The 13,956-nt window shown below is 35.6% G+C and carries 11 protein-coding genes and 1 riboswitch; of the genes, 1 reads left to right on the top strand and 10 read right to left on the bottom strand.

All coding sequences use genetic code 11. The features are described 5' to 3' along the window. Window positions 1-187: 187 nt before the first annotated feature. The 4 genes from BST92_RS07730 to BST92_RS07715 form a co-directional block, all read right to left on the bottom strand. Window positions 188-598, bottom strand: a complete 411-nt coding sequence (locus BST92_RS07730; RefSeq protein WP_105070928.1) for an RrF2 family transcriptional regulator — start codon at window positions 596-598, stop codon at window positions 188-190. 78 nt (window positions 599-676) lie between these two features. Further along, a complete protein-coding gene (locus BST92_RS07725; protein WP_105070927.1) occupies window positions 677-1,759 on the bottom strand; it encodes a homoserine dehydrogenase family protein in 1,083 nt (360 codons plus the stop codon). Window positions 1,760-1,768: 9 nt separating this feature from the next. Continuing rightward, window positions 1,769-2,758 carry an alpha/beta fold hydrolase gene (locus BST92_RS07720; protein WP_105070926.1) on the bottom strand — a complete coding sequence of 330 codons (990 nt, stop codon included), beginning with the start codon at window positions 2,756-2,758 and terminating at the stop codon, window positions 1,769-1,771. Continuing rightward, on the bottom strand, window positions 2,758-4,050 hold the full coding sequence (locus BST92_RS07715; protein ID WP_105070925.1) for an O-acetylhomoserine aminocarboxypropyltransferase/cysteine synthase family protein: 1,293 nt from the start codon (window positions 4,048-4,050) through the stop codon (window positions 2,758-2,760). The genes BST92_RS07720 and BST92_RS07715 overlap by 1 nt, the downstream gene beginning before the upstream one ends. 127 nt (window positions 4,051-4,177) lie before the next feature. After that, window positions 4,178-4,285, bottom strand: a riboswitch (SAM riboswitch). A gap of 393 nt (window positions 4,286-4,678) precedes the next feature. Here BST92_RS07715 and metK point away from each other — a divergent pair. Continuing rightward, window positions 4,679-5,935, top strand: a complete 1,257-nt coding sequence (gene metK, locus BST92_RS07710) for a methionine adenosyltransferase (protein ID WP_042291523.1) — start codon at window positions 4,679-4,681, stop codon at window positions 5,933-5,935. Between the two features lie 70 nt (window positions 5,936-6,005). On the opposite strand, the gene BST92_RS07705 is transcribed toward metK, so the two are convergent. The 6 genes from BST92_RS07705 to BST92_RS07680 all read right to left on the bottom strand — a co-directional run bounded on the left by BST92_RS07705 (window position 6,006) and on the right by BST92_RS07680 (window position 13,924). Further along, the gene (locus BST92_RS07705) at window positions 6,006-6,473 is read right to left on the bottom strand and encodes a hypothetical protein (RefSeq protein WP_105070924.1); all 468 of its coding nucleotides are present in this window, start codon (window positions 6,471-6,473) and stop codon (window positions 6,006-6,008) included. 3 nt (window positions 6,474-6,476) lie between these two features. Next, window positions 6,477-6,959, bottom strand: a complete 483-nt coding sequence (locus BST92_RS07700) for a rhodanese-like domain-containing protein (RefSeq protein ID WP_170061722.1) — start codon at window positions 6,957-6,959, stop codon at window positions 6,477-6,479. Window positions 6,960-6,962: 3 nt separating this feature from the next. Continuing rightward, window positions 6,963-7,787, bottom strand: coding sequence for a metallophosphoesterase family protein (locus tag BST92_RS07695; RefSeq protein ID WP_105070923.1), 825 nt, complete (start codon window positions 7,785-7,787; stop codon window positions 6,963-6,965). Next, window positions 7,772-9,118, bottom strand: coding sequence for a sodium:solute symporter family transporter (locus tag BST92_RS07690; RefSeq protein WP_105070922.1), 1,347 nt, complete (start codon window positions 9,116-9,118; stop codon window positions 7,772-7,774). Before BST92_RS07690 ends, BST92_RS07695 begins: the two co-directional genes overlap by 16 nt. A 104-nt stretch (window positions 9,119-9,222) precedes the next feature. Next, complete coding sequence (locus tag BST92_RS07685) at window positions 9,223-10,674, bottom strand: SusD/RagB family nutrient-binding outer membrane lipoprotein (protein WP_105070921.1); 1,452 nt, start codon at window positions 10,672-10,674, stop codon at window positions 9,223-9,225. Between the two features lie 40 nt (window positions 10,675-10,714). Next, window positions 10,715-13,924 carry a SusC/RagA family TonB-linked outer membrane protein gene (locus BST92_RS07680; RefSeq protein ID WP_105070920.1) on the bottom strand — a complete coding sequence of 1,070 codons (3,210 nt, stop codon included), beginning with the start codon at window positions 13,922-13,924 and terminating at the stop codon, window positions 10,715-10,717. Between the last annotated feature and the right edge of the window lie 32 nt (window positions 13,925-13,956).

The raw sequence follows: 13,956 nt of genomic DNA, 5'->3' as shown, positions 1-13,956 counted from the left end.
GTTAAGTGATGTATCGATAAGGTCTAAACACGAGTTTTTATAATTATTTGAAAACAGCCCAATCAAATAATCCCAACTCGTGTTTTAGTACGACCTATCCAAAACTAACGTCATTATTAAATAACAGGACGAATATATAATAAAATATATATCCTATAAGCTTAATAGGGTAATAAAATTAAAAAAATTATCTAATCAAATCTTTAAGCGTCTGATTTTCAAGAATTTCTAATGTATTATCACGTACTTGAGTCATTAATCTATTAACAGCACAAGTTTCCTCATCAACACAATCATCACATTTTTCATAGAAATTGAGACTTACACAAGGCAGCATCGCGATAGGACCTTCTAGGATACGATGTATAGCAGACATACGGACCGTTTCTGGAGACTGCATTAAGTAGTAACCACCACCTTTACCTTTTCTAGAACCTAGAATACTGTTTTTACGTAATTCTAGTAAAATTGCTTCTAGAAATTTATGAGGGATATGCTCTGCATCTGCAATGGTACTAATAGAAACAGGTTCATTGTCATCTAGTTTTGCTAGATAAGTTAATGCTTTAATACCATATTTAGTTTTACGTGATAGCATGGTCAAATGTAGTATTTTCTAGAGATTAAATTGCTTTATTCTACTCTAGAAAAATACTACAGAGAATATTAAATGAGCTTATTTATAAATCACAATCGGGCATGATTTTGCTATTTTAATGATATCAGATAATAATCCACGTGCTGTAACAGCCTTACCTGCACCAGCACCTTTGATTACTAATGGATGTGACGCATAAGATTCTGAATATATTTCAAAAAATCCATCACTGCCTTGTAATTGTCCTGCAGGACTATCTTTTTTTACCACTTGCAAAGAAACTTCTAGACTCTTATTGACAACATCTAGTTTACCTAAATGTCGCAATACCTCATCAGGTTGCAATAGGGATTTGCGATGTAGTAAAGGTTTGTCTAATTCTGTTATTCTATCTATGAATTGATTTGCTGAGGCTGTTTGTAAATCAAGAATGACTAAATTTTCTATTGTAATATCTGAAAATTCAATTTTTAGTCCTGTCTCTCTTGCAAGAACTAACAGTTTTCTAGCCACATCATTACCAGATAAATCTTCTCGTGGATCGGGCTCAGTATAACCGTTTTTAAGCGCTTCTAATACGATACTTGAAAACGGTAATTCCTCCTCAGAAAAACGATTAAAAATATACCCTAATGACCCAGAGAAAACTCCATTTACAGCAAATATCTCTTCACCGCTTTTATGTAAATTACGTATGGTATCGACTATGGGTAAACCTGCACCTACATTAGTCTCATACTCAAATGACAAATCTCTTTCTCTAAGCAATAAGCGTAGATTGTCATAAAATTCTTGAGATAACGTATTTGCAATCTTATTAGCAGTAACAACGTGAAAACCTTGTTCGACTAGCTCTGGATAAAAATGAGAAAGCTCTTTACTTGCAGTGGCATCTACGGCGATACGTACTTCAACATAAGACGATGCAAAATCATAAAATGCATCAGATCGTCTCGTTATAGATTTTTGTGCAAACTCTTGCTCCCAATCATCTCCTATTCCATCAGCAGTAGTTAATACTTTACGACTATTTGCTAATCCAACTATCTTTAATTCTATACCTTGATGGGTCTTGAAAAAATGCTGACTTTCTAAAATTTGTTTAATTAACGTACTTCCTACGTTACCCAAACCAAATAAGTATATATGTATGATATTCATAATTAAGTTTTAGACACACGCTTTTAGCGATGCAGTAGGTTCTACTTCTTTGAGATATTTTTTAAGAATTTGATTTACTTGACGATGCTCTATTAAAAAAGCATCATGACCGTGAATACTATCTATTTCGTTATATTTTATATCTCTATAATCCCGCAGTAATTCAAAGGTTTCTCGATCTTCTTGGGCTATAAATAAGCCATCGCTATTGATAGCTATCAATCTAATTTTCACTTCACTATCTGCAATTGCTTTTAATATATTATCATCATATTTCTGAGCGGCATTTGATGTAGCTAGCAATTGATTGACTAACTTATAAGCTGGTAATGTAAATCGTTTTTTAAGAGATTTACCATGATAATTCAACCATAACTTAACTTTGAAATCTGTGGATATCTCTCTATTAAACTTAAATCTTAAACTTTGAGCAGTTCTATAAAATGTCATTGCATGTTGTCTCGCATCTTCAATGGGCTGAATAGAATTTGAGAGCAATCGCTGTTGAATATGACAATTTGCTATTATCCAGTCTGTTGCTTTCCAGTCTGCAGCAATAGGAATAATAGTACCAAACAACTCTGGATAAGTAACAGTCATTTCCCAAAGTAAACAACCACCTATACTGCCACCTATACCAGCATGTATGTAACAAACTCGCAGTTCTTTTAAAACCTGATAAAAAACTCGAGCCACATCATTCAATCGCCAGTCTTGATAATTGTATATTAAGTGATCTACCTCTTCATCAAATCCATTTCCAGGTATGTCAATAGAGAGCACGGTGTAGCGATTTGAATCTATAACTTTTCCAGAACCAACAATCTCTGACCACCAATCTAATACGGAAGAGTTGCCCGTTAAAGCATGATTAATCAATATAATGGGTGCCGTGTGCAATTGACACCCAAAGATCTGATAACTTACATGTACAGCTTGTTCTTTACCACTACTTAATTTAAAATCTGGTAATTTTATATGATTTAAAGAAGCACTCATTATATCAACACGGATTTATCAATGGTAGAAAATGCCTCTTCTAAATCTTTTTTGAGATCTGATAAATCTTCTAATCCTACTGATAAACGTATTAGATCTTTAGTTACTCCAGTACTTAATTGGGATTCATCATCAAGTTGCTGGTGTGTTGTGCTAGCCGGATGGATTATTAATGATTTAGTGTCACCTATATTTGCTAATAAAGAGAAAACTTTAGCACTGTCTACAACCTTTTTAGCACTTTCATATCCACCTTTAACACCAAAGGTTACAATACCACTTTGTCCTTTAGGTAAATACTCTTGAGCTAGGGCATAATATCTATTATTTTTAAGACCTGGATAGTTTACCCATTCTACTTCATCTCTATCATTCAACCATTGAGCTAATTCAAGCGCATTTTGAGAATGTTTCTCAATTCTCAAATTCAAAGTTTCTAATCCTTGTATTATTTGCCATGCATTAAAAGGAGAAATGGCTGCTCCTAAATCGCGCAAACCTTCAATACGTACCTTAGCAATAAAACTAGCTTCCTTCAAAACATCTGCATAGATTAAGCCATGATATCCAGCACTAGGCTCCGTGAACTCAGGAAATTTCCCATTAGTCCAATCAAATTTACCTGCATCTATAATCACACCACCTAGAGCTGTTCCATTCCCATTAATATATTTGGTCAACGAGTGAATGACTATATCTGCTCCATGCGCAATAGGATTTAAGAGGTAAGGAGTTGCAACTGTATTATCAACGATGAATGGCACTCGAGCTTTAATAGCTTGCGCACTTATCTTTTTTAAATCAAGTACATCAAGCTTAGGATTTCCAAGAGATTCTACAAAAATAGCTCTCGTGTTTTCTTGTAATGCATTTGTAAAAGCATCATCCTTGTTAGGATCTACAAAAGTAGTAGTGATACCAAATCTAGGTAAAGTTACCGACAGCAAGTTGTAAGTACCGCCATAAAGAGAACTACTAGCTATAATGTGATCACCAGCTCTTAATAAGGTTAATAGTGTAGTAGAAATTGCGCTAGTTCCTGAAGCTGTCGCCACTGCCGCTATACCACCTTCTAATGCCGCAAGCCGTTGCTCTAGTACATCCACAGTAGGGTTATTAATCCTAGAGTAAATGTAACCTGGTTCAGATAAAGAAAATAAGTTTGCAGCATGATCACTATTATTAAACACATATGCCGTGCTTTGATACAATGGTACTGCTCTAGTTCCACCATTATTTTTAAAGTCATGACCTGCATGAAGTGCGTTTGTTGAAAATTTTTGATTTGACATTTTGTTTCTTTTTAAATTAAAAATTGATTTAAGAACAAAACCAAATTGAAAAAGTACTTCCTGTCCAGACCTACAGCCCAGATAGAAAATCAAAAAAGAAACTTGTTAGTATAACCTACTTACATGTGTATCATCTCATCCCAATTTAATGGGCAGAATGTAGCACCTTCTTAACGAGCGTTAAGGGTTGCTAAGGAGTCGATGGGTCTGTTCCCTCGTCCTTTCTTGATAATTTCAATATGGTTATGAACGTGAGTGTAAAGATTCATAAAACTTTTTGAGACTACCAAACTTTTTAAAAAATAAATTCCTACTAACACAATAGGAATTAGACCTAACAAACTGAATTACATATTTTTAAATCAAACGTTAAAATTAAAAGCAATCATTAATCTCTATAGAAATAGTTAATAAAGCTATAATAACAATGCACACATAGCGCTCATTTTATTACATTTGCACTTCAATTAGGGGAAAGATTTGGCTGCTTGCGACCTCGTTTTCAAATTAGAAAACATAAACGCTAAAACAGTGTACCGCACTCGAGCATACAGCCCTTTTTATCTTCTAAAATTATTAATGTCGAGAGCGATTTTTAAGTTCGCTTTCGCGAAAGCGCAATACTTAAATGCCATATTTATTTACAAGTGAGTCCGTAAGTGAAGGACATCCAGATAAAGTTGCTGATCAAATCAGTGACGCTTTATTAGATAATTTTTTAGCCTTTGATCCAGAATCTAAAGTAGCCTGTGAGACTATGGTGACTACTGGTCAAGTTATACTTGCCGGTGAGGTAAAATCAAACACCTATATAGACGCACAACACATTGCTCGTGAAGTGGTTAACAAGATAGGTTATACCAAAGGTGCTTACCAGTTTAGCGGCGATTCTTGTGGTGTAATTTCTTTAATCCATGAACAATCACAAGATATTAATCAAGGTGTTGATCGTGAGAATAAAGAGGAACAAGGTGCTGGTGATCAAGGAATGATGTTCGGTTATGCAACGGCAGAGACTGATAATTATATGCCACTAGCCTTAGATATTTCTCATAAAATACTTATCGAGCTAGCAAAATTGCGTCGTGAAATGGATCAGATAACCTACTTGCGTCCAGATGCAAAATCACAAGTAACGATTGAGTATAATGATGATAACATACCGCAACGTATAGATGCTATTGTTATTTCTACACAGCACGATCCTTTTAATGAAGATGATGATGCGATGCTAGCACAGATTAAAAAAGACCTTGTTGAAATTTTAATCCCTAGAGTTATCGAGCAATTACCAGCATATGCTCAAAAGCTCTTTAATGACAAAATCACTTACCACATTAACCCAACAGGAAAATTTGTAATCGGTGGACCGCATGGAGATACTGGACTTACCGGTCGTAAGATTATTGTAGATACTTATGGTGGTAAAGGTGCTCATGGTGGTGGAGCTTTCTCGGGTAAAGATCCTTCTAAGGTAGATCGTAGTGCTGCTTATGCTTCACGTCACGTGGCAAAAAACCTAGTTGCCGCTGGTCTTGCTACTGAAGTTCTAGTACAGGTATCCTATGCAATAGGTGTGGTAGAACCTACTTCTATACATGTAGATACTTATGGGACATCAACTGTAGATTTAACCGATGGAGAAATCTCTAAAAAAGTTGCTCAAATCTTTGACATGCGTCCTGCTGCGATAGAAAGTAGATTAAAACTAAGAAATCCTATCTATTCTGAAACGGCTGCTTATGGTCATATGGGTCGTGAGCCTCGTACAGAAACACTAGTTTTTGAATCACCGTATAATGGTCGTGTAGAAAAGACTGTAGAGTTATTCACATGGGAAAAATTAGATTATGTGGACGAAGTAAAGAAAGCTTTTTCTTTATAGAATCCTAAAAACTAAAACGTAGTTTAAATCTGTAACGCCTCGTGATTTCACGAGGCGTTGTTTTTTAATCCTACTTTTCAATTAATGCTTTCACTCGATTTAATCGATTTTTTAAATCTACTGAATCAACCTTATATTTTGACACATCGATATATGCGGTGTCTATTTTATCAGATTCAAAACCGCTTATAATCTGATAGTATTGAGTTGTAAAATCAATTTTATTATTACGAGGATTATTTGAAGCAAATTTCACTTGATAGAAGTTCCCTATTTTAATATCATCAGATATGTAAGCACTAGAACTTCCTACATACTTTCTCCCTTCTACAAAAAAATCATAATGATAAGAACGCTTACTATATTTCTTGTAAACAGGTGAAGAATGAATCACCTGAGCATAAGTACATTTATATAATTTATTAAGCTCTCTTTCTTCTTGTAAAGATTCGACATAAAAGAACACAACTATGGGAATAATAAGCAGCCAATAATAGTTTTTAATAGTCTTCCATATTAAATCTATAGATTCTTTCATCTATCAATAAACCTTTTCACCGGTCTTTAAATACTTCTCCCATGCTTTAGAAAATACATGAACTTGATCTGTATCATGACCTTCTGGATCTACCACATTATATCCGGCATCTTTCCATGAGAAAATACTACCGTAAAGATTATATACGTTTTCAAAACCTGCGTTGAGAAGTTCCTCTCCATAATCTTCACTACGTATACCTACTGAACAGTAAACCACGATAGGCTTATCTGTAGAAATGTCATCAATCAACTCTAGATCTAACTTTTCACCTACCCAAATGGCACCAGGTAAATGACTTACCTCATACTCAGGTTTTTTACGAGTGTCCAAAATGATATATTGATCATATTCCATTTTTAAGGTCTGTACCGTGATATACGGCACGGACATCCTATTATATTGATGTAATAATTCATTGATTTCTTGAGCTTGAATGCTGGTAGAAATGGATAAAAATGATATGAAGAAGATTAGATTTTTCATAGATTAAAACGCTTGTGGTTTTCCTAGCAATAGTCGTTCCTCATCTGGTAGGATTTCCATATTATCCCATATTCCAGTTTCTAGTGTTAGTGCATATTCTTGTGGCAAGTTGTGCTTGTTCATTTGAACAATCGCAGTTTGATGATCATAAACCACTGGAATGTGCCGTGCTTCAAAACCATCTTCATCATTTAATATCATAGCCCATGTGTGTGTTACTCCATCATTTGCAGGCATACCTATCACGCCTGGATTGAGCCATAATAAATTTTCATATTGATCTTTAAATGGCAATCCACAATGACCAGCTATGATAGTGTCTACTACTAGATCTTGGTAACTTTCTATTTTCTCTGCCCAATCGCTGGACTTGAATATGAATTGTGATACATAATCTGCGCTACCATGCACCACTCCTACAGTTCTTCCACCATATTCAAAAGTGATGTGATCTGGTAAGGTGTTGAAATAATCTTTTGAGTTGGTGTGTAAGTTCGCTTTCGCGAAAGCGTACCAAACATCACTAAATCCGTCACAACGAGAACCTTCTGTAAAATCGCAACCGCAATCTTCTTGATCATCACGCAATTGAATTTCTACATTACCTAAAATGCTGTATGGATTCCACTCTTGAAAAGTATCTAGAGTTTCTTGTGGTTGACCACAGTAACCTATAATGTCACCGGTACAAATACAGTTTTCTGGCTCTATATCGTGCAAACGAGCCAATGCCATCACTGCTTCCAATGCTTGAAAATTACTATAAACGCCACCAAAAAGGAGCATTTTACCTCGTTTATGACCTAAATCTTTTACTTTTTGAAACATGTGGGAATTAAAAAGAGAATAAAACTAACGATTATACCATAAAAATTAATCCATAGTAATAAAGAATATTTACCGCTGGTATGAATGAGTTGTTCTGGAAAAAGCTCAAAAATCAATAATACACCAAAAAACAATCCAGCGATGACAGATAGGAAATAACTAATTTTAGGAGCGTCCATTTTCCATAATAAAAATACTGGCGTGAGTCCTATAACCATTGTACCACTAATCGTTGTGGCACTTAAAATCTCTGCATCCAGAAAAACAGGAATGGTTCCTAAAACGGCTACAATAACCATCATTATTCTACCAAAACTGACCGTTTTACCCAAATTTAAATCGATAGTAAGCATCTTTGAGAAACTAGAAAATGTACTATCTAGGGTACTGGCTGCACTAGTAATCATTATAAAATTAATGATAAGTAGTAAGACAACACCTAATTTTTTAGCCACTTCAACAGCTGCCTGTCCTTCTAATCCAGCTTGTTGTGCATACACACCTACTAGACTAAAAAGAACAATGCAAATCGCCCCTAAAACCGCTGCCCATAAAAAGCTTTTTCTAGTAATTCTAGGCGAGCTAATAAAACCACGATCTGTTAACACGGGATCGTGAAAGGGATAGCTGAAACTTTGCAAAATGGCCGCAAAAAATAAATTCAAACCTAATTCCATAGACCAAGTTCCGCTAGTAAACATTTCCCCTACCTGAACATCTGGTTCTGTAAAAATAACGCCCAAAATAATTACCAGTAAAATAGAGAATAACACTATTTGTATCGCATCAGTAAATATCGAGCTGCTCAGTCCGCCTTTTAAAGTGTAAGCTAGTGTAAGCAATGTAAATACAATTATGGCGGCATAATAAGCCGTAGTCCCCATGTCACCGAAATAGGTTCCTATCACCATCGTGTTAGACCAGACTTCATTAAATAGTCTAAAACTAATTAATATCGAGAATACATTTACAGCACTTTTACCAAATTTAGAACTCAAAAAATGATGGATGCTTTCAAATCCACCTTGAACTCTCAATTGATAAATTACAATTCCTGCTACCGCAAATGACAGGTAATAACCAGCGTAAGCCACACCACCTACTAGACCAAACGCCAGTCCTAAATTTGCAGCATTAGTAATGCTTTTTGCAAAAATCCACGAGATGATCAAACTACCAGTAAGCATTACCATACTAGGTTTCTTACCACGATGCTGTGCTTTAAAAAATGTCTCTACATCTTTAGCATATGGCGCCAATATGAAAAATATCACACTACTCGCTATAATAAGTAACCACTGTAAGGTTGATGTTTGGGTTAGAAAATCCACTGTTGGAATATGATTTAAACTTAAAAATGCTATTAAACTATTTTCAACTCTGCTCGAACTGACATTTGCTCTTTATTTGTTTTTCCTGTTACTTTTATTTTTATCTACTCATCCCACCACACAGGCACATTAATATCGTTATTATTAGTCGCACTAGCTGCAACATTATAATTATCTGCATTGAGCGCTGCTTCTTCTGCAGGATAAGGCATTCTTACCGGTATTAAATTATTATTTAAACTAGCCGATATGTTTTTTAAAACTGGGAAACCAGTTCTTCTATATTCAATCCATCCTTCATAACCATTAATAAGACTCGCAATCCATTTTTGAGTGATGATTTGCTCAATAGGATCATTTCCATTTGCGGCATAAGCGGCTGTGGTAGTTAAATAATCCACGGGCAATGTTGTATTCCAATATTCAAAGGCTTGAGTTACCGCAGTTTCATATAAGGTTTGTGCAGGTGCTGTGATCAATCCTTTTTCAGCAGCTTCAGCAAGTAAAAAGTTGGTTTCCCAAGCGGTCATATAATTTGCATCTAGCATTCCTGTATTTTCTCTAAAAATGGTTCCTGCCAGTGAATAGTCTGCAAGGCTTACAGAGGTTGATGAAGCGTCAATACCGTTTAACAATCCTTCATAATCATCGCCATTCCCATTATTTCCTCTAGGTCTAAAAAGAATGTCGATACGCGCATCATTTAATCCTTCTAGGATTTCCTCCATCGTCACGCTCATCACAAAATTATTGAAATCTCCAGCTCTCAATCGTGCCATACGGAAGTTGTTAGGTTCACTATCTGTAAAGTTAAAAATGGCATTTTGAGTGTTGTCTGCTATGTAATTTCCATCATCATATAATTCTTGTAAACGAGTGCTTATATTTTCTTTATCAGAGATTCTTACTAGCGCCTTTATCTTAAGACTATTTGCTAGTCTTACCCAAGCTTGTAGATTGCCATTGTACAATACATCACCATCTAAAGCAATAGATCCTGTATAATTTTCAATGGCTGCAATCCCTTTGTCAAGATTATCCAAAATCCCATTTTCTTGAAGATATATGTCTTCTTGTAAATCATATTGAGGCTGAACTATTCCATCTAAACCACGGAATGCTTCACTATAAGGAACATCTCCATAAATATCTGTAAGTGCTGCGGTCATATAGGCTTTAAAGATTAAGGCTGGACCTTCATACACCTTAAAAGCTTCACTAGATCTAGACTCATTAATAATCAATTCATTATCTCTTAAATTACGATAAAAAATAGGCCATGGATCACCACCTAATTGCGGACTTTTTAAAGCATGTCTATCAAAAAGATTAAAATCCAACGCTGTCATGTGCTGGCCTAATAATCCACCAGCGACAAAACCTTCATAAGACATCTCTTCTCCATAATTATAAATGACCTGCCTTAACAATAAACTAGGTTGTACTGTTACTGGTGCATTTGAATTAGTATTTATTTCTTCAAAATCTGCTGTACAAGATGTCATCCCTATACTTAGGAAGGTAATTAAAGAATAGTATATAAATATATTTTTCATAATGTGTGTTTTGCTATTAAAATTTAAGTTCAACTTAAATTTAGAATTGGATTCCTGCTTTAATTCCTATACTTCTGGTAGATGCATATGACATATCTTCTACACCACTGACAAATCCCTGACCTTGCACTGCAAGTTGCTCTGGATCAAAATGAGGAATTTCTGAGATTGCAAACAAGTTTCTCCCTATTAGAGAAACTCTCATTTCTGCACCACCATTAAATAGACCTAAAGCACCTTTATTTAAATCAAAAGAATACCCAATAGAGAACTGACGCAGCTTTAAATAGCTCGCATCATATACATTATTTTCTTCGTGATTACGATCATAGAACTGACGGTAATAACTCTCAGCACTTACTGCGGTCGTATTTTGAACATAAACCGGATTTGCTGCTGTTCCCGTGTTTACCACACCATTTGCAACTATTCCGGCATCCGGTCTATTAGCTGTTTCTTCTAGCTGTCCACCTACTGCAGCTAGAGCGAGAGTTCTAGAAACTAAAATTCCTCCTTGTCTCCAGTCCAGTAAAAAAGATGCGTCCCAGTTTTTATAAGTAAAACTGTTATTGAATCCCATCGTAAAATCTGCATTATAGTTTCCTAGCTTTTTCAACTCCGGATCTGCGATAAAACGACCATCTGCCGTAAGAACAAAATCTCCATTTTCATTACGTAAATAACCAGTTCCATAAAGGTCACCTATACGGCCACCTTCTTCAACTTGATGCCAGACTGTTTGATCTTGACTATCATATACTCTTGAATAGGCTAGTGTTAAACGTCCTTCATCCTGTGGTAAATCCTCAACAATTGCTCGATTAGTCGCAAAGTTTACTGTTGAGCTCCACTGAAAGTCATCAGTACGCACAGGAATCGCATTTAAAACAACCTCAACACCTGTATTTCTAACAGATCCTGCATTTACTACTTGCTGACTAAAACCTGAAGAGATCCCGATAGGTAAAGAAAGTATCTGATCTGATGTTACAGCATTGTAATAGGTAAAATCTACATTCAATCGTTGCTTTAAGAATCGCATATCAAACCCTAATTCAACACTAGAAGTCGTTTCGGGTCTTAAATTCTGATTAGGGATAAAATCTTGATTTGTAAAAGTAGGTTGTGCATTTACAGGTGTTTGTGATATAAAAGTTCCTTGGGTTTGATAAGGATCTGTATCATTTCCTACTTGTGCATAACTGGCTCTGATTTTTGCAAAATCGATAACTTTAGGTAAGTCTACTATGTTACTCAATATAAAACTAGTCGATACTGATGGGTAGAAGAATGAAGTATTATCTGCTGTAAAAGGTGTAGCTAGAGCGCTGGACCAATCGTTACGAGCAGTAATGTCTAGATACAGGAAGTTTTTGTAGCCTGCTTTCGCGTAAGCGTATAAACTATTAATTCTCTTCTCTGAACGGAAACCAAAACTTTCAATAGGGCTAGCGGCATTATTTAAAGAAAAAATACCTGGTTGTGCAAGACTAGTCGTTTGAGCCTGTGTAGTTGAGGCCTTTTGACTCAATCTATTTCCACCAATACTAGCGTCAAATGTGATATCGTCAAACTGATTTTTATAATTCAGTAAGAAGTCTGTATTGATTTCTCGGTAAGTCACGTCATGCTCTGCATAGGCACCGTTTCTAAATCTGTTTGTAGAATATGACCTTAAGAAACGACGCTTTTCATTACTATAGTCCATTCCAGTTCTTACAGTAGCTGTCAACTCTGACGTTAACTCTTGAGTCAAAGAAACATTCCCATACAAACGATCACGACCAAAACTGTTGCGATTCTCGTTCAATATAAAATAAGGATTGTCAAAAAAAGTATAATTAAATGAATACTGCTGTACACCTTCAAGGCCTGGTTGCCAGTAGTTTCTTAAATTATCAATATTTAAAGATCGTGGTCCCCATGCGACTAGTGAATAATTTACATTTTCACTTCCATAACCATTTGACGGTCTATTGTCAGATGCACTATTTACATAATTGATACTAGTGCGGATGGCTGTTTTATCACTAGGTGTAAAGTTGAGCTTTGCAGCTACACTTTGCCTGTCTAAATTAACTCCAGGAATAATGCTTTCGCTACGTAAATCTGTAAAACTAAAACGATAATCTCCTTTTTCAAAGCCATTTGAGACCGCAATATTATTAATAAAAGTGTGACCAGTTTCATAGAAATTCTTCAAGTTATCTGGATTGCTTTTAAAAGCAGTAGGAGTGATTGATAACCCATTATAAAGTGCTGTATCACCACCACGCACAACGGTACCATCTGGTAATGTGACTGGACTATCAAATTGGGCAATGTTAATACCGGCGTCTAATCTTGGTCCCCATGAATAGGTAATGTTATCATTAATTCCGCCACCTAGTCCGTCAACATATTCAAACTGACCGCTATTTCCTTGCCCATACTCGTTTTGGAATTGTGGTAATTGAAAAGCTGTGTCTACAAAGAAACTCGTGTTATAAGATATTCCTAATCCTTTCTTTTTTCCTCCATTTTTAGTTTCAATAATGATTGCACCATTAGATGCTCTAGTTCCATAAAGCGCTGCTGCCGCTGGTCCTTTTAAAACAGATACACTTGCTATATCATCTTGGTTTAATTCTCCTGCGCCATTCCCGAAATCAACTTCTTGAAATCCAGCTGCGGCCTCGTTTGTAAAATTAAAAACGGTATTATTATTTACTGGCGTTCCATCCACAATAAATAACGGATTATTGTTTGAAAAACTAGCCTCGCCACGTATAGTGATTTTTGAAGAAGAACCTACTCCAGTCGCACCTTGCGTTACTGAAATACCAGCGATTTTACCAGCTAGGTTATCCAGCAAATTAACGGCTTTGACTTCTTCTATTTGGTCTGCATCCAGCGTTTGCACCGCATATCCTAGCTCTCGTTCTTGTCTTTTTACACCTAGTGCAGTGACTACTATTTGATCTAGAGAGTCACCTTCTTGTAGTATTACATCAATTGTTTGAGAACTTATGACTTTTACACTGTAAGATTCATAACCTATAAAAGAAAAGGTAACCACCGCATTTTCTTGTACAGTGATTATATATGTTCCTTTTGACGAGGTTGTAGTACCATTGCGTGTTCCTTGCTCTGCAACGTTTGCAAATGCGACAGGTTCTCCCGTATGATCTGTAACGGTTCCTGTAATAGTAAATTGTGCTGTCCCTATTAAACCACATAGAAACAACATGAATAGAGTAATTCTTTTCATGAAAATAAATAAAGTTGAAAAACACCCAGATA

It is taken from the genome of Nonlabens arenilitoris, assembly GCF_002954765.1.
Lineage (GTDB): Bacteria > Bacteroidota > Bacteroidia > Flavobacteriales > Flavobacteriaceae > Nonlabens > Nonlabens arenilitoris.
Note: the sequence above shows the minus strand (reverse complement) of the source record. Positions and strands in the feature narration are given on the sequence as shown.

Excerpts from the sequence above, each read along its gene's own strand:
- BST92_RS07730 (WP_105070928.1), bottom strand. The coding sequence starts at position 598 with ATGCTATCACGTAAAACTAAATATGGTATTAAAGCATTAACTTATCTA.
- BST92_RS07705 (WP_105070924.1), bottom strand. The coding sequence starts at position 6,473 with ATGAAAGAATCTATAGATTTAATATGGAAGACTATTAAAAACTATTAT.
- BST92_RS07680 (WP_105070920.1), bottom strand. The coding sequence starts at position 13,924 with ATGAAAAGAATTACTCTATTCATGTTGTTTCTATGTGGTTTAATAGGG.
- metK (WP_042291523.1), top strand. The coding sequence starts at position 4,679 with ATGCCATATTTATTTACAAGTGAGTCCGTAAGTGAAGGACATCCAGAT.
- BST92_RS07720 (WP_105070926.1), bottom strand. The coding sequence starts at position 2,758 with ATGAGTGCTTCTTTAAATCATATAAAATTACCAGATTTTAAATTAAGT.
- BST92_RS07700 (WP_170061722.1), bottom strand. The coding sequence starts at position 6,959 with ATGAAAAATCTAATCTTCTTCATATCATTTTTATCCATTTCTACCAGC.
- BST92_RS07715 (WP_105070925.1), bottom strand. The coding sequence starts at position 4,050 with ATGTCAAATCAAAAATTTTCAACAAACGCACTTCATGCAGGTCATGAC.
- BST92_RS07685 (WP_105070921.1), bottom strand. The coding sequence starts at position 10,674 with ATGAAAAATATATTTATATACTATTCTTTAATTACCTTCCTAAGTATA.
- BST92_RS07725 (WP_105070927.1), bottom strand. The coding sequence starts at position 1,759 with ATGAATATCATACATATATACTTATTTGGTTTGGGTAACGTAGGAAGT.
- BST92_RS07695 (WP_105070923.1), bottom strand. The coding sequence starts at position 7,787 with ATGTTTCAAAAAGTAAAAGATTTAGGTCATAAACGAGGTAAAATGCTC.